The sequence below is a fragment of the Sphaerisporangium dianthi genome, from assembly GCF_042654065.1.
GTDB lineage: Bacteria > Actinomycetota > Actinomycetes > Streptosporangiales > Streptosporangiaceae > Sphaerisporangium > Sphaerisporangium dianthi.
The window spans coordinates 62,901-81,170 of sequence record NZ_JBHSFP010000003.1 but is presented as its reverse complement, the minus strand read 5'-3'; the positions used below and the strand labels follow the sequence as shown (position 1 = coordinate 81,170).

General features: G+C 71.2%; 18 protein-coding genes. 5 read left to right on the top strand and 13 right to left on the bottom strand.

Annotated features, from left to right (window positions below):
* Window positions 1–2 precede the first annotated feature (2 nt).
* From ACFO60_RS06500 to ACFO60_RS06490, 3 genes are all read left to right on the top strand, one after another.
* Complete coding sequence (locus ACFO60_RS06500; protein ID WP_380838218.1) at window positions 3–704, top strand: ThuA domain-containing protein; 702 nt, start codon at window positions 3–5, stop codon at window positions 702–704.
* Window positions 689–1,777, top strand: coding sequence for a Gfo/Idh/MocA family protein (locus tag ACFO60_RS06495; protein ID WP_380838216.1), 1,089 nt, complete (start codon window positions 689–691; stop codon window positions 1,775–1,777). The genes ACFO60_RS06500 and ACFO60_RS06495 overlap by 16 nt, the downstream gene beginning before the upstream one ends.
* Before the next feature lie 167 nt (window positions 1,778–1,944).
* The gene (locus ACFO60_RS06490) at window positions 1,945–3,771 is read left to right on the top strand and encodes an ABC transporter ATP-binding protein (RefSeq protein ID WP_380838214.1); all 1,827 of its coding nucleotides are present in this window, start codon (window positions 1,945–1,947) and stop codon (window positions 3,769–3,771) included.
* Here the strand turns inward: ACFO60_RS06490 and ACFO60_RS06485 are convergent.
* Window positions 3,760–4,494, bottom strand: a complete 735-nt coding sequence (locus ACFO60_RS06485; protein WP_380838213.1) for an NAD(P)-dependent oxidoreductase — start codon at window positions 4,492–4,494, stop codon at window positions 3,760–3,762. The two genes, ACFO60_RS06490 and ACFO60_RS06485, sit on opposite strands and share 12 nt — an antisense overlap.
* Window positions 4,495–4,587: 93 nt before the next feature.
* Here ACFO60_RS06485 and ACFO60_RS06480 point away from each other — a divergent pair, with 93 nt between their 5' ends.
* Entirely contained in the window at window positions 4,588–4,977 is a 390-nt protein-coding gene (locus tag ACFO60_RS06480) for a winged helix-turn-helix transcriptional regulator (protein WP_380838211.1), read from the top strand.
* A gap of 40 nt (window positions 4,978–5,017) precedes the next feature.
* Here ACFO60_RS06480 and ACFO60_RS06475 read toward each other — a convergent pair whose 3' ends face one another.
* From ACFO60_RS06475 to ACFO60_RS06420, 12 genes are all read right to left on the bottom strand, one after another.
* The gene (locus tag ACFO60_RS06475) at window positions 5,018–5,728 is read right to left on the bottom strand and encodes a GNAT family N-acetyltransferase (RefSeq protein WP_380838209.1); all 711 of its coding nucleotides are present in this window, start codon (window positions 5,726–5,728) and stop codon (window positions 5,018–5,020) included.
* A 65-nt stretch (window positions 5,729–5,793) separates the two neighbouring features.
* Window positions 5,794–6,795 carry an ABC transporter substrate-binding protein gene (locus ACFO60_RS06470; protein ID WP_380838207.1) on the bottom strand — a complete coding sequence of 334 codons (1,002 nt, stop codon included), beginning with the start codon at window positions 6,793–6,795 and terminating at the stop codon, window positions 5,794–5,796.
* A gap of 14 nt (window positions 6,796–6,809) precedes the next feature.
* Window positions 6,810–7,571, bottom strand: a complete 762-nt coding sequence (locus tag ACFO60_RS06465) for an amino acid ABC transporter ATP-binding protein (protein WP_380838205.1) — start codon at window positions 7,569–7,571, stop codon at window positions 6,810–6,812.
* Window positions 7,568–8,437, bottom strand: a complete 870-nt coding sequence (locus tag ACFO60_RS06460; RefSeq protein WP_380838204.1) for an amino acid ABC transporter permease — start codon at window positions 8,435–8,437, stop codon at window positions 7,568–7,570. The genes ACFO60_RS06465 and ACFO60_RS06460 overlap by 4 nt, the downstream gene beginning before the upstream one ends.
* Window positions 8,434–9,540 (bottom strand): LLM class flavin-dependent oxidoreductase, encoded by a 1,107-nt coding sequence (locus ACFO60_RS06455; protein ID WP_380838203.1) that lies wholly within the window; start codon window positions 9,538–9,540, stop codon window positions 8,434–8,436. Before ACFO60_RS06455 ends, ACFO60_RS06460 begins: the two co-directional genes overlap by 4 nt.
* 209 nt (window positions 9,541–9,749) lie before the next feature.
* Window positions 9,750–10,880, bottom strand: a complete 1,131-nt coding sequence (locus ACFO60_RS06450; protein WP_380838201.1) for an LLM class flavin-dependent oxidoreductase — start codon at window positions 10,878–10,880, stop codon at window positions 9,750–9,752.
* Window positions 10,881–10,883: 3 nt separating this feature from the next.
* On the bottom strand, window positions 10,884–11,969 hold the full coding sequence (locus tag ACFO60_RS06445) for an LLM class flavin-dependent oxidoreductase (protein ID WP_380838199.1): 1,086 nt from the start codon (window positions 11,967–11,969) through the stop codon (window positions 10,884–10,886).
* Complete coding sequence (locus tag ACFO60_RS06440) at window positions 11,966–13,342, bottom strand: NtaA/DmoA family FMN-dependent monooxygenase (protein WP_380838197.1); 1,377 nt, start codon at window positions 13,340–13,342, stop codon at window positions 11,966–11,968. Before ACFO60_RS06440 ends, ACFO60_RS06445 begins: the two co-directional genes overlap by 4 nt.
* 36 nt (window positions 13,343–13,378) lie before the next feature.
* Complete coding sequence (locus ACFO60_RS06435) at window positions 13,379–14,584, bottom strand: LLM class flavin-dependent oxidoreductase (RefSeq protein WP_380838195.1); 1,206 nt, start codon at window positions 14,582–14,584, stop codon at window positions 13,379–13,381.
* Window positions 14,585–14,693: 109 nt separating this feature from the next.
* Window positions 14,694–14,759, bottom strand: coding sequence for a putative leader peptide (locus tag ACFO60_RS06430; protein ID WP_380838650.1), 66 nt, complete (start codon window positions 14,757–14,759; stop codon window positions 14,694–14,696).
* A 405-nt stretch (window positions 14,760–15,164) separates the two neighbouring features.
* A complete protein-coding gene (locus tag ACFO60_RS06425; RefSeq protein WP_380838648.1) occupies window positions 15,165–16,379 on the bottom strand; it encodes an NAD(P)-binding domain-containing protein in 1,215 nt (404 codons plus the stop codon).
* 36 nt (window positions 16,380–16,415) lie between these two features.
* On the bottom strand, window positions 16,416–16,964 hold the full coding sequence (locus tag ACFO60_RS06420; RefSeq protein ID WP_380838194.1) for an OsmC family protein: 549 nt from the start codon (window positions 16,962–16,964) through the stop codon (window positions 16,416–16,418).
* Window positions 16,965–17,059: 95 nt separating this feature from the next.
* Here ACFO60_RS06420 and metX point away from each other — a divergent pair, with 95 nt between their 5' ends.
* Complete coding sequence (gene metX, locus ACFO60_RS06415; protein ID WP_380838192.1) at window positions 17,060–18,259, top strand: homoserine O-acetyltransferase MetX; 1,200 nt, start codon at window positions 17,060–17,062, stop codon at window positions 18,257–18,259.
* The last annotated feature ends 11 nt before the right edge of the window (window positions 18,260–18,270 follow it).

The following is an 18,270-nucleotide window of genomic DNA, read 5'->3' as shown; positions in this document are numbered from 1 at the left end:
ACATGAGTGATCACGGTCGTCGGGTTCTGGTGGTGCGGGGCGGCTGGGAAGGGCATGTCCCGGTCGAGGCCACCGAGCTCTTCGTTCCCTTCCTCGAGAAGCACGGGTTCGAGGTGCATCGGGCGGACTCGCCGGCGCCGTACGCCGACCCCGCCTTCATGTCCGGCATCGACCTCATCGTGCAGTGCTACACCATGGGCACGATCGAGCCGGAGGAGCTGCGCGGACTGGAGAGCGCGATCCGAGCCGGCACGGGCATGGCGGGCTGGCACGGCGGCATCGCCGACTCCTTCCGCAGCTCCTCCGATTATCTGCACCTCATCGGCGGGCAGTTCGCCTGTCATCCCGGCAAGCACCCGGACGAGCGGGACGGCTCGCCCGCCGACAACTTCATCCCCTACACCGTCACCATGCGGCCCGGGGCCGGCGACCATCCCATCACCGCGGGCATCGCGGACTTCGACCTGGTCACCGAGCAGTACTGGGTGCTGGCCGACGACTACAGCGACGTGCTGGCGACCACGACGCAGAAGGTCCGCCCGTGGGACCCCTGGCACAGGGAGGTCACCTCGCCGGCGATCTGGACCCGCGAGTGGGGCAGCGGAAAGATCTTCGTCACGACACCGGGACACAGCCTCGACGTCCTGCGGAACGACAGCGTGCGCACCATCATCGAAAGGGGAATGCTGTGGGCCAGCCGGTGAACATCGGCGTCGTCGGATGCGGTGTCATCTTCGCCCAGTACCGCAAGACCATCGAGCGGCTGCCGGAGCTGCGGCTTCTCGCCGTGGCCGATCTGGACCTCGAAAGGGCCAGGGAGGCGGTGGGACCGGACGCCGACGTCGAGGTGCTGAGCGTGGCGGAGCTGATGGCCGACCCGCGCGTCGACGTCGTGCTGAACCTGACCATCCCCGCCGCGCACGCCGAGATCGCCTCGCGGGCCATCGCCGCCGGCAAGGACGTCTACTGCGAGAAGCCCCTCGCCGCGACCACCGCCGACGCCGCGCGGGTGCTGCGCGAGGCCGCCGCCGCCGGAGTGCGGGTGGGCTGCGCGCCGGACACGGTGCTGGGCACCGGTACGCAGACGGCGCGCAAGGCGATCGACGACGGCCTGATCGGCAGGCCGGTCGCGGCGACCGCGACCATGCTGACCCCCGGTCACGAACGCTGGCACCCGAATCCCGACTTCTACTACGCCCCCGGCGGCGGCCCGCTCCTGGACATGGGCCCGTACTACATCACCAGCCTGGTCACGCTGCTCGGACCGGTGACGACGGTCATCGGCGCCGGCACCCGCACGCGGCCCAAACGGACCATCGGCTCGGGCCCCCGCCGCGGCGAGGAGATCCCGGTCACCGTCGACACCTACGTCACGGGCGTGCTGGTGCACGCGTCGGGGGCGCTGTCCACACTGGTGATGGGCTTCGAGGGAGCGGCCACGAAGGCGCCCAACATCGAAGTGCACGGCGAACGGGGCTCGCTCGTCGTCCCCGACCCGAACCACTTCGACGGCTCCGTCCTGCTGGCGAGGGCGGGCGGGCAAGGCTGGGAGACCATGCCCGCCACGGCCGGTCATGCCGAGGCCGGGCGCGGCGTGGGGCTGCTGGACTTCGCCACGTCCCCATCGGACCAGGAGCCCCGCGCGGGCGGGACACTGGGGTACCACGTGCTCGACGTCATGGAGTCGCTGCTGTCCTCGGCGCAGTCTCGGAGCGCGGTGACCGTCGCGAGCACCTGTGAACGACCCGAGCCCGTGGCCCTGCTTCCAGCCGAGTGACGAACCGCACGCCTTGACCACCGAGATGTCCCGTTGCGGGGCGATATCGCCCCGCAACGCCACCTCAGCGACCGCCGCACAGGCGACCATCGGCGGAAAACCGTTCGCTCCCTCCGCCTGCCCCGCGCCACCATGGCCATAGTGGTGGGCGATCGGAGGGGGTGGGGATGGCTGTGCTCGAATCGCCTGTGTCCTCGGGGGACGGACCGTCCGCCCGGAAGTCGGCCGTGCTGCTGGCGCTGCGGCACTACATCGGCGAGCTGCTGAACCAGCGGCGGTTCGCGGTGCCCGCGCTGATCCTTCCGGCGCTCGGGAACATCTGCCTGTTCTACCTGGCGCCGCTGGCGGTGGCCGGCATCGTGGGGCATCTGTCGAAGGGCGGGGACGGCTCCGTCGCCGTGCTCATGCCGTACGTGCTCGGCTTCGGCGCGATGCTGTTCGCGGGCGAGGTGCTGTGGCGGGCGGGCCTGCACTTCCTGAACCGCGCGGACGCCCGGGGCATCGAACACCTCGGCACGACGGGCATGGAAAGGCTGCTGGCCAAGGACGCCGCGTTCTTCCACGACAACTTCGCCGGCGCGCTGACCAAACGGGTGCTGAGTTTCTCCAGCGGGTTCGAGGGCTTCATGGACACGCTCGCGTTCTCGATCTTCGCCAAGCTGGTGCCGCTGGTGTTCGCCTCGGTGGTGCTGTGGCGGTATCACCCGCTGCTGGTCTTCGTGCTGCTCGGCCTCATCATCGTCACCGGCCTCGTCGTCGCCCCGCTCATCCGCCGCCGCCAGAGGCTGGTGGATCGGCGTGAGGCCGCCAAGGTGCGGGTCTCCGGGCACGTCGCGGACGTGCTGGCCAACATGGAGACGGTCCGCGCGTTCGCCGCCGAGGACCGCGAGGGGGCGGAGCACCGGGCCCGGCTCGCCGAGCAGCGCAGGCTGTCGCTCCGTTCCTGGGACTACGGCAACCTCCGGGTGGACACCATCGTCGCACCGTTCTCGATCGTCACCAGCACCGTCGGCCTGCTGCTCGCCGTCGGCCTCCGCGGCGGCCTGGGCGTGGAGGCGATCGTGGTGACGTTCACCTACTACTCGAACACGACCGGCCTCATGTTCGAGTTCAACCAGATCTACCGTCGCATGGAGAGCGTGGTCACCGAGGCCGCCCAGTTCACCGAGCTTCTTCTCACGCCGCCGAGCGTGGTCGACCCCGAGGACCCGCAACCGCTGCGCCCGGCCGACGCGAGCGTCCGGTTCGAGCGGGTGGCGTTCGCGCACTCCGGCAATTCGCTCCTGTTCGACGGCCTGGACCTGGACATTCCCGCCGGCACCAAGGTCGGCCTGGTCGGCCGGTCCGGCGGCGGCAAGACCACCCTCACCCGGCTGCTGCTCCGTCTCATGGACATCGACGACGGCCGCATCCTGATCGGCGGCCAGGACATCAGCCGGCTCCGTCAGGCCGACCTGCGCAGCCTGATCGCGTACGTCCCCCAGGAGCCCGCGATGTTCCACCGGTCGCTGCGCGACAACATCGCGTTCGCCCGGCCGGGCGCCACCGACGACGAGATCCACCAGGCCGCGCAGGCGGCGCACGTCACAGAGTTCGCCGAGACCCTGCCGGACGGCTTCGGCACGCTGGTCGGAGAGCGCGGCGTCAAGCTCTCCGGCGGCCAGCGGCAGCGCGTCGCCCTCGCCCGCGCCATCCTGCGCGACACGCCGATCCTGCTGCTGGACGAGGCGACGAGCGCGCTGGACTCCGAGAGCGAGATCCTCGTCCAGGAAGCCCTGTGGCGGCTGATGCGCGACCGCACCGCCATCGTGGTCGCGCACCGGCTGAGCACCGTCGTCCGCATGGACCGCCTGATCGTCCTCGACAAGGGCCACGTCGTGGAACAGGGCGACCACCACGAGCTTCTCCAGGCCCAGGGCCCCTACGCCCGCCTGTGGCACCACCAGTCGGGCGGCTTCCTGGTCGAAGAGGACGCGGACGCTTCAGTCCTGTAGACCGGCCGGCCGCGCGTGTGGCGGCCGGCCAGAGACGTGGTCGTCGCCGGGCCGGTCGAAGACCGAGACGCGGGTGCGGCGGTGCCGCGGCGTGTCGATCTCGTCGATCACCGCCACCGCGAGGTCCGCGTAGGACAGACGCGCGGATGCCGGCCCCGGCGCGGTCTCCCCTCCGATCCCGTAGCGGCCGGTCCGCGGACCTGCCGCGTCCAGCAGCGCGGGCGGGGTGAGCATGAGCCAGTCGACGGGCGAGTCCTTCGCCGCCCGGAGCCTTTCCAGGCCTGCCGTGTGCGCGACGGCGAACGGCCGGATCTCGGCCGGGAAGACCGAGGGGTCGTCCATCACCGGACGCCCACCGGCATCGTTGAGGTTCGCGAACAGACCGATCAGGACGAGCCTGGGCACGCGTGCTTCCGCCAGGCCGCCGAGCAGCGCGTCCGCCGCCTTGACGAAGAATCGGGGGTCGAGGGCGTCGAAGCCCTGCTCCGGTCCGGAGAAGGGGCTCACGGCGTGAACCGCGGCATCATGACCGGGCACGATCGAGGAGACCGCCTGCAGGTCCGTGATGTCACCCCGCAGCACGCGGACGCCGTCCGCGGCGATGTCGCGGTGCTTGTCCGGATCCCGGACCACGGCCGTCACGCGATGTCCCCGGTCGAGCGCTTCGGCCGTGACCGCCCGGCCGGCCCGGCCGCCCGCTCCGAAGATGACGATGCCGCTCATGTCTCTCCCATCTGGCCCGCGCGTGTCGCTGCCGGATAGGACGGTATCCACGAGATACTCGTTACCTCAAAGATACTGGGATAGCCTCACGCCATGGCCGACCCCTTGGACCCGCGGATGTTCGACCCCGTCTGCCCGTCCAGCGCGATGCCGATACAGATCGGCGACAAGTGGACCGCGATGGTCGTGCTCTGCCTGGAAGGCGGCCGGCGGCGGTTCACCGAGCTCCGGGCGCCGCTACGCGGCATCACGCCGAAAGTGCTCACCCAGACCCTGCGGGCGATGGAGCGTGACGGGCTGATCACACGCACCGCGTACGACGAGAACCCGCCCCGCGTCGAATACGAGCTGACGGCACTGGGGCGCAGCCTGCTGGCCCTGATCGCGGCCGCACGCGCCTGGAGCAAGGACCATCTCCCCGCGCTGCTCGAAGCCCGCGAGGCGCACGACGACTCCCCGCGGGCGCGTCGCCCCCTGAGGTGAACACCGCCCGATCCGGCGGCCCGACGCCGCCCGGTAGCGGTCAGACCCGCGTGCGGGACGCGCTGACCACCTCGTTCTCCGGGACGCGAAGGCCTTTGAACGACGTCCTGCGCCGCAGGGAGAAGCCGAGCGATTCGTACAGGCGGATCGCGTCGGTGTTGCTCGCCGCGGCGTGCAGGAACGGGATCTCCCCTCGCGCCCGGATGCCCGCGGCGATCGCCAGGACCAGGCGGGAGGCCAGGCCCTGGCCGCGGAACGCGGTGTCGGTGCAGACGGCGCTGATCTCGGTCCAGCCGGGCGGGTGCAGCCGCTCACCCGCCATGGCGACCAGTGCGCCGCCACGGCGGATGCCGAGGTAGGCGCCGAGTTCGACCGTGCGCGGGAGGAAGGGGCCCGGCCGTGTGCGGTCGGCGAGGTCGAGCATCTCGGGCACGTCGGCCGTGGTCAGCCGCACCGCCTCCTCGTCTGGCACGCCGAACACCTCGGCGCCCGACATCTGGACGCCTGGCACGACGTGCGCCACTTCCCAGCCGGGCGGGGGCGAGGCCGTGGCGCCGGCCACGGCCACGATGGATCCCGGGCCCGAGAGCGCGGCGATGTCCTCCCAGTCGGCGGCCGACGGCTCGCTTCCGACCGCCATGAAGGGGGACATGTCGGCCGGGTAGCGCCGGACGGCGCCGCGCGCTTCGGCCAGGTGTGCGTGCGGCCCGGTGAGCGAGGCCCATGCGGGGTTGTCCAGCGGGTGCGTCACCGGGCCCCCCTGATCACGACCGTGCCGAGGGCGCGCCTCGGTGATGTCCGCATGTTCCTCCCCGATCAGCTCGACTGGCGGGGCAGGCCCGGCGGGTTGATCTGCGACTCGGGGATCGCCTCGTTGCCCAGGCTCCAGCGGTCGAGCACTTCCTTGTACTTCCCGTTCCGGATCACCGTGTTGAGCGCCTCGTTGAGCGGCTTGACCAGGCCGTTGTCCTTCTTGGTCATCGCCGCGATCAGGCCTTGCAGGTCGGGGCCCGCGCCGGAGGCGGTGCCGGCGATCCGGGAGTCGCCACTCACGGCCGCGTTGTAGGCGATGGACGGATTCGGCCCGAAATAGGCCTGGATGCGGCCCGACTTCAGCGCGAGCAGGACATCGCCGTAGTTCGTGTAGTACTGGATCTCGGCCGGCTTGAGACCGGCGTCCTTGTTCTGCTTCTCCCAGTCGAGGAGGATCTTCTCCTGGTTGGTGCCCGATCCGACGGAGACGCGCAGCCCGGCGATGTCGGCGGGCTTGGAGATCGCCTTGATCGGGCTGTTCTTCGGAACCTGCCAGGCGAGCTGGTCCACGCGGTAGGTGGCGAAGTCGTAGACGTCCTTGCGCTCTTCGGTCACGGTGACGTTGTTGAAGACGACCTCGAGCTTTCCGGACTTGGCTCCCACGAAGAGGTTCTCCCATGAGGTGATCTCCGGCTTCACCTCCAGGCCGAGCACGTCGCCCACGAGCTGGGCGATGTCGGTCTCCACTCCGATGTACGTCGTGTCGTCGTCGGCGAGGAACCCCAGCGGCGGAGCGCCCTGGCCGCTGAACCCGACGGCCAGTTCGCCGTCCGCCGCGATGGGGGCGGGCACCTGCGCGGCTATGGCGCCGACCTTCTTCGCGCGCACGCGGTTCTGGTCGGGCCCTGTGTTGATCTTCTTCTCCGTCGCGCCGGCAGGGGCGTTCGTGGCGGCGTTCGTCGCGGCGTCCTTGGCCGCGACCGTCGGCTCGGCGCCGCACGCGGCGACGGCCAAGGCCAGGAGCATCGCGGGCATGATGGGGGCCCACCGGGGGGAGAGGCGCATGATGGTTCCTTGCGTCAGAGGACTTTGCCGATGAAGGCGCGGGTGCGTTCGTGCCGCGGGCCGTCGAGGACCTGGGACGGGGGTCCTTGTTCGAGAATCCGGCCGGCGTCCATGAAGACGACCGTGTCGGCCACCTCACGGGCGAACCCGATCTCATGGGTGACGACGAGCATGGTCGTGCCGGTGCGGGCGAGGTCCTTCATCACCTCGAGGACCTCGCCCACGAGTTCGGGGTCGAGCGCCGAGGTCGGCTCGTCGAACAGCACGACCTTGGGCTCCAGCGCCAGCGCCCGCGCGATGGCCACCCGCTGCTGCTGGCCTCCCGACAGGGTGCGCGGGTAGGCGTCGGCCTTCTCCGCCAGGCCCACGCGGTCGAGCAGCCGGGTCACCAGGGCGGCGACCTCCGCCTTGGGCCGTCTCTGCGCCGAGAGCGGCGCCTCGGCGACGTTCTGCCGCACGGTGAGATGCGGGAAGAGGTTGAAGTTCTGGAAGACGAAACCGATCTTCGTGCGCTGCCGGAGGATCTCCCGTTCGTGCAGTTCGTGCAGCCGGTCGCCCGACCGCCGGTAGCCGAGCAGCTCGCCCTCGATCTCGACCGTGCCGGACTCCACCTTCTCCAGATGGTTGATCGTGCGCAGCAGCGTCGACTTTCCCGAGCCGGACGGGCCGAGGATCACGGCCACCTCGCCCTGGCGCACGCTCAGGCTCACGCCGCGCAGCACGTGCAGCGTGCCGAAGCTCTTGTGCACATCGCGCAGTTCCACCATCGCCGTCATGAGCGCCCCCGGCCGTAGTGACGCTCGACGTAGTACTGCACGACCGACAGCGCCGTGGTCAGCACCAGGTACCAGATGGCCGCCACCAGCAGGAGGGCCAGCACTCTGCCGTTGCGCATGTAGATCACTTGCACCTGGTAGAACAACTCGGGCAGGGCCATGATGTAGACGACGGACGTTCCCTTGACCAGGCCGATGATCTCGTTGCCCGCGTTCGGCACGATGGTGCGCATCGCCTGCGGCAGGATGATCCGGAACAGCCGTCGCGCGCGCGGGATGCCCAGTGCCGCCGCGGCCTCCCGCTGGCCCGGGTCCACCGACAGCAGCCCGCCCCGTACGATCTCGGCGGCGTAGGCGGCCTGGTGCAGGGCCAGGCCGAGGGCGGCGGCGGTCAGCGGCCCGATGAGGTCCATGGTGCCGATGTCGAAGAACGCCGGCCCGAAGGGGACGCCGAACGACAGCCGGGGATACAGCAGCGCGAGGTTGTACCAGAACAGCAGCTGCAAGATCAACGGGACGGAGCGGAAGAGCCAGACGTAGCCCCAGGCCACCGACGACAGCAGCCGGTTGGGTGACAGGCGCATGAGGGCGAGCAGCGTGCCGATGGCGAATCCCAGGACGATGCCGAGAGCGGTCAGCTCCAGGGTGAGCACCACCGAGCGCATGACCGAGGGCGCGAACAGGTACTGTCCGACGACCTCCCAGTCCCATTCGGGATTGGTGGCAAGGGAGTTGGCCGCCATCGCCAGCAGGAGCAGGACCAGGGCCGTCGCCGCCCAGCGCAGCGGATGACGGGTCGGGACGACTCTCGGCGGGAGTTCGTCTCGCCGGACGTCCGGCGCCGCCCGGGTGCCGGAGAGCGTCATGATCCCACCGAGCTGAGCCCGGCGGCCCTGGCCCGGTCGCGCTCCGCGACCCCCTGCCGGACCAGCGGGATCACATGCCGGCCGAAGTCGATCGTGTCGTCGAGGATGTCGTAACCACGCGCGGAGATGATCTCCACGCCGAGGTCGTAGTAGTCCAGCAGCGCTTCGGCCACGGTCTCGGGAGTGCCGACGAGCGCGTTGGAGTTGCCCGCGCCGCCGGTCGCGGCCGCGGTCGGCGTCCACAGCGCGCGGTCGTGACGCTCTCCCCTGGCCGCCACTTCCAGCAGTCGTTGTGATCCGGTGTTCTCCGGCGGCCCCGGCAGGCGCCGCCCGTTGCCTCCGGCACGGCGCAGGTCGCCGAGGATGCGGTGCGCCTTCTCCCAGGCCAGCTCCTCGGTCGGTGCGATGATCGGCCGGAAGGCGACCTGGATCCTCGGCAGGTCCGCGCGTCCCGCCCGCAGCGCGGCCTCCTTGACGGAGACGATCTGCTGCGCGGTGTCGGCCAGGGGTTCGCCCCACAGGCAGTAGATGTCGGCTTCCGCCCCGCCCGCCGCGTACGCCGCCGCCGACGATCCGCCGAAGGACACCGACGGGCGCGGCCGCTGGACCGGGAACACGTCGGAGACGAAGTCCTTGAAGCTGTAGTGCTCACCCTCGTGGTCGAAAGGCTCGCGCGAGGTCCAGCCCTTCTTGACGATCCCGATGTACTCCCTGGTGCGGGAGTACCGGGTGTCCTTGGTCAGGAAGTCACCCTCGCGGCCCTGCTCGTGGTCGTTGCCGCCGGTGATGAAGTGGACGGTCAGCCGTCCGTCACTGATCTGGTCGAGTGTGGCGAACGTCTTGAGGGCGTACGTCGGGTACGACACGTTCGGCCGGTGCGCGAGAAGGATGCCGAGGTCGGTGACCCTCGTGGCGACGAAGGCGGCCACCTGTGCGGGGTCGGGCGAACCGGACCCGTAGGCGAACAGCACACGATCCCAGCCGTACTCCTCGTGGGCCCGGGCGAGGCGGAGTGTGTACTGCTTGTCGAACGAGGGACCGGAGCGCGGCGAGGTTTCTGAGCCGTCGTTGGTCCCGCCGATGCCGAGAAACTCGACGGGCATGAGTGCCGCCTTTCTGGGACGAGGTGGACAGTTTCACCTCAACACAGCCACTAGTTCCCGTCAAGTCCTACATGTTTAGTAGGTTATTATCCTGCCGGGGGCCGCCACCGGTCGACCCGGCCGCGACCGGCCGCGACCGGGACGACCGCGGAACGACCGCGGAACGACCGGCGCGGATCGAGCGTCAGGGGCGAGGGCGTCCGGCCATCTCAGCGTCGGCGCCATTCCTCCGCGAGCAACCGGTAGGAACGCACCCGGTCCTGGTGATCATGGGCGATGGTGGTGATGACGAGCTCGTCGGCGCCGGTCGCCTCCCTCAGCCGTTCGAGCTGGTCGGCGACCTGCCCTGCGGTCCCGACGAACTGGGTGTCGACGCGGTCGGCGACCAGCTCACGGTCGGCCTCGCCCCACGGGAGGGCGCGAGCCTCGGCGGGGGTCGGGTACGGGATCGCCCCTTCGGCGGTCCGGATGCTGCGCACCCACGGCCCGTAGCCCGCCGCGAGTTCGCGGGCGGCGGCCTCGGTCTCGGCGACGACGACGTCGGCCGAGACGCTGACATAGGGCCGGTCCAGCTCCGCGGACGGGCGGAACGCGGCCCGGTAGCCCTCGGCCGCCTCCAGCACGCTGCCAGGACTGACGTGGTAGTTGGCGGCGAACCGCAGGCCGTTCGCGCCGGCGACGTTCGCGCTCTCGCCGCCGCTGCTGCCGAGGATCCAGATCTGCACCTGCGCGCCCTCGCCCGGCACCACATGCGCCTCCTCGCCCTCCGGGGACCGGTAGGTGCCGCCCAGCAGCGCGAGGATGTCGCCGACCTGTTCGGTGTAGTCCTGCGACCGCGCGCCGGGCAGTTGCAGCAGCGTCTTCTGCAGCGCGAAACGCGGCGAGGCGAGCAGGTGGGCGAAGGAGAACTTCGGCGGGATCAGCAGCCCGTTCGGCGCCCGGCCGTCGGCCACCGAGGCGCCCGACACCAGCGCCGGTTCGGGTGTCCGCCCGGGCGGCCGCCCGCCTGACCGGCCGAGGCCGAGGTCCAGGCGCCCCGGGTGCAGGGCGTCGATCAGGCCGAACTCCTCGACCGTCGCCAGCGCCGTACGGTGGCCCATCTGCACCGCGCCGGATCCGATCCGGATCGTCGAGGTCGCCGCCGCGGTCAGCGCCAGCAGCACGGCGGGCGACGTCCCGGCGACCCCCGGGTTGAGGTGGTGCTCGGCGAACCAGTAGCGGGCGTAGCCGAGGCGTTCGGCCTGCCGTGCCAGGTCGATGCTGTTGCGCAGGGCCTGCGCGGCGGTCGATCCCGAGGAGATCGGGACCAGGTCGAGCACGGCCAGCGGGATGGCGGCCATCGGTCACCCTTCGACGAAAGCGGATTCGGGCACCGGAGCGACCGGTCCCCACCCCCAGGGCGGGTCCGGTATCTCCTTGCGCAGCACCGGCGCGATGTCGGACTGGAACAGCTCCAGTGACGCGCGGTGCTGGGCGTCGGTCAGGCCGTCGGCGTCGGCGTGCAGGTGCGTGACGCTGTGGCCGAACCGCTCGTGGTAGCGGTGGACCTTCTCGACGATCTGCTGCGGGCTGCCGATCAGGGCGGAGCTGCGCTCGATGAAGTCCTCCAGAGTGGGGAAGACCGGCTCGAGCCCGAGTCGCCGCTGAAACGCGAGCGTTCCCTCGAAGACCGGCCGATAGGCGGCGACGGCGTCCTGCGACCGGTGGTCGGCGTAGTAGCCGGCGGTGCCGGCTCCGACCACGGCGGCGGCCGGGTCGTGACCGTAGGCGGCCCACCGCTCGCGGTAGTGGCGGACCAGTTCGGCGTACGGCTCGATCGGGTTGCTGACGTTCGCCGAGAAGAGCGGGTCGCCGTAGCGGGCGGCCAGGTCGACCGATTCCCGGCTGGTCGCGCTGCCGTGCCAGACCCGGATCGGCCTCTGCAGCGGCCGGGGCCACACCTCCGCCTCGGTGAGGCTCGGCCGGAACCGCGGCGTGGCGGTGACCTTCTCCTCCCGCCAGAGCCTGCGGAACAGCTCGTAGCTCTCGGCGTTGCGGTCCCACTGGTCCTCGGGCGTGACGTGGAACAGCTCCCGCTGGGCGGTGCCGTTGCCCTTCCCGATGATCAGTTCGAGCCGGCCGCCGGAGAGGTGGTCGAGGGTCGCGTAGTCCTCGTACGCCCGGACCGGGTCGAGCAGGCTCAGCGTGGTGACCGCGGTGAACAGCCGGATCCGGGAGGTGAGCGCGGCGATGTGGCTCAGCACCACCGGAGGCGAGGAGGAGATGAAGGGCCGCTCGTGCCGCTCCCCCACCCCGAAGCCGTCGAAGCCGAGCTCCTCGGCGATCAGCGCGTTCTCGATGACCTCGCGGAACCGCTCGTTGGTCGGCTTGCTGACCCCGGTCACCGGATCCGGCGCGTGCACGATCAAGCTGATCAGCAGGAATCTCATGCGCCGGTCCCCGCGGCCTCGCCGGTCCGCCGGGGCTCGGCGAGGCCCAGGTGGTGGCGCAGGGTCGTGCCGGTGTAGTCGGCGCGGTACACGCCGCGTTCCTGCAGCAGCGGCACGACGGCGTCGGCGAACCGGTCGAGCCCTCCGGGCGTGACATGCGGTACCAGGATGAAGCCGTCACTGGCGTCGGCCTGCACCAGGTCGTTGATCTGCCGGGCGACGGTCGCGGGCGAGCCGATGAACGACTGACGGCCGGTGACCTCGATGATCAGCTCACGGGTGGAGAGGTTCTTCGCGGCGGCCAGTTCCCGCCACTCCCGGGCGACCGCGATCGGGTCCCTGTGGTGCCGGTCGCTCGCCCGGCCGCGGGAGACGACGTTCTCGCCCGGCAGCGGGTCGATCTCCGGCAGCGGGCCGTCGGGGTCGTGGCCGGACAGGTCGCGGTTCCAGAGCTGCTCCAGGAACTTGATCGCGGTCTGGCCGCTCACCTGCGCGAGCCGTACCTCGTGCGCGAGTTCCTGTGCCTGCGCGTCGGTGTCTCCGAGCACGAAGGTGGCCGCCGGCAGGATGAGCAGCTCGTCGCGGGTCCGGCCGTGGCGGGCGAGCCGGCCCTTGACGTCGGAGTAGAAGGCCCGCCCGGCGTCGAGCGTGGCGTGCCGGCTGAAGATCGCGTCGGCCGACGACGCGGCGAACTCCCGGCCCTCCTCGGAGTCGCCGGCCTGCAGGATGACCGGACGTCCCTGCGGGCCGCGCGGGACGGTGAACCGCCCGGAGATGTCGAAGTCCTCGTCGTGGTGCTCGAAGGACCCCGCCTCCGGGTCGCCGAGGAATACCCCGGCGGCGGCGTCCGCGACGAGCTCGTCGCCACGCCACGAGTCGAAGAGCTCGAAGGTGGTGTGCAGGAAGTTGCGCGCCCGGCGGTAGCGGTGCTCCTGCGCCAGGAAGCCGCCCCGGCGGAAGTTCTCGCCGGTGAACGCGTCCCAGGAGGTGACCACGTTCCAGCCCGCCCGGCCGCCGGAGAGGTGGTCCAGGCTCGCGAACTGCCGGGCGACCTCGTACGGCTCGTTGAAGGTGGAGTTGATCGTCCCGGTCAGTCCGAGCCGCTCGGTCACCGCGGCGAGCGCGGCCAGCACGGTGAAGGTGTCGGGGCGGCCGACCACGTCCAGGTCGTGGATCCGGCCGTTCTGCTCGCGCAGGCGCAGCCCCTCCGCAAGGAAGAGGAAGTCGAACTTCCCGCGCTCGGCCGTCCGCGCGAAGTGGGCGAACGAGCTGAACTCGATGTGGCTGCCCGCCTCCGGGTCGCTCCACACCGTCGTGTTGTTGACGCCGGGGAAGTGGGCCGCGAGGTGGATCTGCTTGGGCGGTCTGGTCATGGTCGTGAAGGTCCTTCCACGTTGGGCGGCCCGGGCTCAGGCGGCGGCGTACCGGTTCGCGGGCCGGGGCAGGCCGAGCCGGCCTCGCAGCGTCTCGGCGCGGTACTCCGTCCGGAACGCCCCACGGCGCCGCAGTTCCGGTACGAGGCCGCGGGTGATCTGCTCCAGGTCGTGCGGGACGGTGCCGGGACGCAGCCGGAATCCGGCCAGGCCGGCCCGCTGCCATTCCTGGAGGAGGTCGGCCAGCTCGGCCGGCGTGCCGGTGAAGACGCGGGCGTCGCCCGCGTGAACGGCGCCGGCGAGATCGTCGAGGCCGGCCTTGCGCTCGACCGCCGCGGCGGTGGTGTCGTCCAGGAACACCTCAAGGTCGGCGAAGACCAGCACCCTCTCCTCCGCCCGTCCGGCCGCGGCCTGCTCGGCGCGGATCTCCTCGACGACGGCGCGGGCCTGGGCCGTGTCGAACGGCGTCACGTACCCGATGTCGGCCGAGCGGGCGACGAGCCGGTACGGCGCGCTCTGGTGCCCCAGCGCGCTGACCAGGGGCTGTCCCTGTGGCGGGCGGGGGGTGATCGAGGGGCCCTTGACGCTGAACCAGCGCCCCTCGAAGTCGATGTAGTGCAGCTTGGCGCGGTCGACGAACCGTCCCGTCGCGACATCCCGGATCTCCGCGTCGTCCTCCCAGCTGTCCCAGAGCCGCCTGACCACCTCGACGTAGTCGGCCGCCTCGTCGATCAGGTCGGCCGCCAGTCGCCGCGCCGCCGGGGTGGCTGATTCGTCCAGGCGGACCGTGGCCGGCGCGCGGCGGCCGAAGTGCGCCGTCTCGTCGGGCCGGGCGGACACCCGGACCCGCACGCCGGCGCGTCCGGCCGAGACGTGGTCCAGCGTCGCGACCGCCTTGGCGATGTGGAACGGTTCGGTGTGCGTGACGACCACCGTGGGCACCAGGCCGATGCGGCGGGTCAGCGGCGCCACCCTGGCGGCGATCAGGAGCGCGTCCAGGCGGCCCCGGACCTGGTCGGTGCGCCGGTCCGGCTCGGCCGGGCTCGCGGACTGCAACCCGAGCGAGTCCTCGATCGTCACGAAGTCGAGCAGGCCCCGCTCGGCCTCGGCGACCAGGTCGGACCAGTAGCGGGCGGTGAAGAGCTCTCTCGGCCGGGCCCTCGGCGCGCGCCATGCGGCCGGATGCCAGCCGGCCCCGTCGAGCGCGACGGCGAGGTGCAGCGGGGGAAACGAATCGGGCATGAGCAGTGACCACTTCCTGATCGGAGGGCGCCACGATGGCCCGTCCGCCGATCGATGGCCGGCGGGCGGTGACGTGGGCGGGGCTCGGTCGGAGTGAACCGGCGACGGGTCAGCGCGGGCACAGCGCGCCGGCGACGCGCCGCGGGTCGATGTGCCGGCGGAAGACCAGGGACATGGTCCTCACCTCCTGTCGTCACGCCGGCGTGGGGACACCGGTACTGCTGGTCACGCGACGGGCCTGCCGCCTGATCGCCGCGCCAGGGCGCGACCCTGCCGGGCGCGGACGGTATGGCCTTGGCCGGAGGCTACTCCGGATCCCGGATATCTGTCTATACCTACCTAAATAGTTGGCTTTTAGGACGGCCGTCCTTCGGTCAGACGCCAGGCGACTCCGTGCCGGCGTCGGGGGTGCGGCGAAAGGGCGGGGCGCCTCGCCGCCACACCCTCCCGACCAGCCCCGCCACCGGGGGTGGCGGGCTGATCTCTAGCCTTTACCTGTAGGGATCGACTCACGCGGCGGGGCGCGCGCGGCGGACGACGCCGGACCCGGCGGCCATGACCGGCGGCGGACGTGGCGGGTTCATCGGCGTGCGGCCAGGTGGCGCGCGAGGTGATCGATCACCTCGCGCGCGTCGTCCTCGATGCCGTGGATGTAGGTGGACTTGCGCCGCCGCAGCACGGGCAGTCCCAGCGCGTACAGTCCCGGGCTCTCGACCACGCCGCCCTCGTGGCTCAGCCGGCCCTTCGCGTCGACCACGGGCACGTCGAGCCACCCGTAGTCGGGCCGGAATCCCGTCGCCCACACGATCGCGCGGATCTCGCCGCCGCGCAGGTCGAGCTGCCATCGCGGCGACTCGGGCACGCGTGTCGGCGTGAAACGCTCGGGAGGACCGAACTCGGCGTCGCGCCCGTGAACCCGGGCCCACGCGTCGAAGGCTTCCAGCAGGCGCCGCATCTTGAGGTCCGCGAGCGAGAACACGTTGCGCAGGCCACCGGAGAACAGCGCGCGGCCGTCACGCACGGCCGCCCAGCGGCCCACCAGCTCCACGCCCATCGCGGCGAGCGTGTTGAGATCGAGCGTCTCACGCTCGGGGGTGCCGGCCAGCTGCGGTGAGGGGAGCCGCCGGGCCCGCGTCAGATCGTCGACCTCGTCATGGCGCTCGTCCCACACGCCCGACGCGTCCATCCACCAGAGCACATCGCGCCCGCGGTACAGGCGCGGCAACCGCACGTGCTCCCCCACCGAGAGGATCACCGGCCGCCCCGACCGCCTCAGCTCCGCCGCGAGCTGCACGCCGGTGGCCGACGCTCCCACGACGAGCACGCCCCCGTCTGGCAGGTGGGCGGGGCCGCGATAGCCGAACGGCGTCAGTTGCGCGACGGACGCCGGCACCGCCTCCGCGAGCTGCGGCACCGCCGGCCGGTTGCAGGCGCCGCTCGCGATCACCACGGCCCGGCAGCCGATCTCGCCGCGGCTCGTCGTCACGCGGTATCCGTCGCCGGCGCGTCGCACCGAGGTGACGTTCGTGCCGGTGCGGACGGGAGCGCGTGAGACGGCGGCGAAGCGCTCGATGAACTCGATCACTTCGCCCATCGTCATGTAGCCGTCGGGGTCCGGGCCCTGGTAGTGCCGGCCCGGCAGGCGGCTCAGCCAGTTGGGAGTGAGCAGCCGCAGGGAGTCCCAGCGTTCGCGCCGCCAGGAGTTCGCCACCTCGCCGCGCTCGAGCACGACGTGGTCGACCGACCGGCCGCGGAGGAAGTGGCTCGCGGCCAGGCCCGCGTGCCCCGCGCCGATGACGACCGTGGTGGTGCGTTCGATGGCCCGGCCTCCCTAGGCGACTTCGACGGTGACGTTCGTGGGGTTGGTGAGGGCGTCGAACACGGCGGAGCGCTTCTGCGACTGGGCGACCAGCGCTTCGATGTCCTCCTTGGAGGCGTCCGCGTCGATGGTGAACGTCACCTTGATGTCGTTGAAGCCGTTGCGCACGTCACTGTCGGCGCCGAGGATCCCGCGGATGTCGTGGTCGCCTTCGACGGTCGACTCGACCGAGCGCAGCTGGATGCCGCGGTTCTGCGCGACGGACGCCACGCCGGCCGTCAGGCAGCTCGCCAGGCCGACGAGGAGGTACTCGATCGGCGTGATGCCGTTGTCCTCCGCCGCGAAGACCTCGGGGTGGTCGGCGGTGAACACCGTCTCGCGCTTGTGGCTCTGCTCCTGCCCGAGGCCGAAGAAGTTCTGGATCGTCGTCGTGCTGTGGACGCCGTTCTCCCACTTGGAGGACGCCCGCCAGGTGAACTGGGCGGCCTCGGGCGCGCCCTTCAGCGCCTCGCGCGCGTCGAGCAGAGCTTGGACGTTGACTCCGTTGTCGATCGTGGTCATGCCGCGTGATACCCCTTTCACTTTTCCCCTATTTCCCATCGGGATTCTTGACAATACATTGGCCGGTGGGAACATGACTAGGTATGATCCAGCCCATGGTGTCAGCTTCGACGCTCTCAGCCGGCTCGGTCGGCGAAGTCGAAACGCGGTACCTCGATCTGCCCGAACCGGTGCCGCTGGAGTGCGGGCGGTCGCTGCATCCGATCCGGGTGGCGTACGAGACCTACGGCACCCTCTCGCCCGCGCGGGACAACGTCATTTTGGTGTGCCATGCGCTCAGCGGCGACGCCCACGCGGCCGGTCTGTCGAAGACGCCGTCCGAGAGCGGCACGCGCGACGGCTTCGGGGCCGCGGAGCGCGACGGCGCGGCCGGCAAGGGGCTCGGCTGGTGGGACGGGATGATCGGCCCCGGCAAGGCGTTCGACACCGACCGCTTCTTCGTCATCTCCACGAACCTGCTCGGCGGCTGCCGCGGGACGACGGGGCCGTCGTCGATCGACCCGGCGACCGGCGAGCCGTACGGGTCCGGCTTCCCCGTCATCACGGTCGCGGACATGGTGCGCACCGAGCGGGCGTTCCTCGACGTCCTCGGCATCGAGCGGCTCGCGGCGGTCGCCGGCGGCTCGCTCGGCGGGATGCAGGCGCTGCAGTGGGCCGTCCTGTTCCCCGACCAGGTCGACGCCATCGTGGCCATCGCCAGCACCCACGCCCTGCACCCGCAGGGCGTGGCCTGGAACGCGATCGCGCGCGAGGCCATCATGCGCGACCCCGCCTGGCAGGGCGGCCACTATCACGGCACAGGCCGCACGCCCCACGCCGGCCTGGGCGTGGCGCGCATGGTCGGCCACATCACCTACCTGTCCGCACCGGCCCTGAACGACAAGTTCGGCCGGCGACTGCAGTTCGCCGACGACATCCGCCACACGGTCACCGAACCGGAGTTCGAGGTCGAAAGCTACCTGCGCCACCAGGCCGACTCGTTCGTCAAGCGCTTCGACGCCAACACGTATCTCTTCACCTCGCGTGCGCTGACCTATTTCGATCTCGCCCGGCAGCATGGCGGCGGATCGCTCGCGCGGGCACTCGAACCCGTCTCGGCGCGGACACTGCTGATCGCGTTCAGCTCCGACTGGCTGTACCCGCCGTCCGCGTCCAAGGAGATCGCGGACGCGCTCGGCGCGCTCGGCAAGCCGGTCGAGCTGCGGGTGATCGACGCGCCGTACGGCCACGACTGTTTCCTGCTCGAGGAAGCGCGTCAGACGCCCATCGTCCGCCGGTTCCTGGCCGGCGGATGACGTTTCGAGGA

Excerpts from the sequence above, each read along its gene's own strand:
- ACFO60_RS06485 (WP_380838213.1), bottom strand. The coding sequence starts at position 4,494 with ATGAGCGGCATCGTCATCTTCGGAGCGGGCGGCCGGGCCGGCCGGGCG.
- ACFO60_RS06480 (WP_380838211.1), top strand. The coding sequence starts at position 4,588 with ATGGCCGACCCCTTGGACCCGCGGATGTTCGACCCCGTCTGCCCGTCC.
- ACFO60_RS06490 (WP_380838214.1), top strand. The coding sequence starts at position 1,945 with ATGGCTGTGCTCGAATCGCCTGTGTCCTCGGGGGACGGACCGTCCGCC.
- ACFO60_RS06455 (WP_380838203.1), bottom strand. The coding sequence starts at position 9,540 with ATGCCCGTCGAGTTTCTCGGCATCGGCGGGACCAACGACGGCTCAGAA.
- ACFO60_RS06435 (WP_380838195.1), bottom strand. The coding sequence starts at position 14,584 with ATGCCCGATTCGTTTCCCCCGCTGCACCTCGCCGTCGCGCTCGACGGG.
- ACFO60_RS06420 (WP_380838194.1), bottom strand. The coding sequence starts at position 16,964 with ATGACCACGATCGACAACGGAGTCAACGTCCAAGCTCTGCTCGACGCG.
- ACFO60_RS06465 (WP_380838205.1), bottom strand. The coding sequence starts at position 7,571 with ATGACGGCGATGGTGGAACTGCGCGATGTGCACAAGAGCTTCGGCACG.
- ACFO60_RS06445 (WP_380838199.1), bottom strand. The coding sequence starts at position 11,969 with ATGAGATTCCTGCTGATCAGCTTGATCGTGCACGCGCCGGATCCGGTG.
- ACFO60_RS06500 (WP_380838218.1), top strand. The coding sequence starts at position 3 with ATGAGTGATCACGGTCGTCGGGTTCTGGTGGTGCGGGGCGGCTGGGAA.
- ACFO60_RS06470 (WP_380838207.1), bottom strand. The coding sequence starts at position 6,795 with ATGCGCCTCTCCCCCCGGTGGGCCCCCATCATGCCCGCGATGCTCCTG.
- metX (WP_380838192.1), top strand. The coding sequence starts at position 17,060 with ATGGTGTCAGCTTCGACGCTCTCAGCCGGCTCGGTCGGCGAAGTCGAA.
- ACFO60_RS06460 (WP_380838204.1), bottom strand. The coding sequence starts at position 8,437 with ATGACGCTCTCCGGCACCCGGGCGGCGCCGGACGTCCGGCGAGACGAA.
- ACFO60_RS06450 (WP_380838201.1), bottom strand. The coding sequence starts at position 10,880 with ATGGCCGCCATCCCGCTGGCCGTGCTCGACCTGGTCCCGATCTCCTCG.
- ACFO60_RS06440 (WP_380838197.1), bottom strand. The coding sequence starts at position 13,342 with ATGACCAGACCGCCCAAGCAGATCCACCTCGCGGCCCACTTCCCCGGC.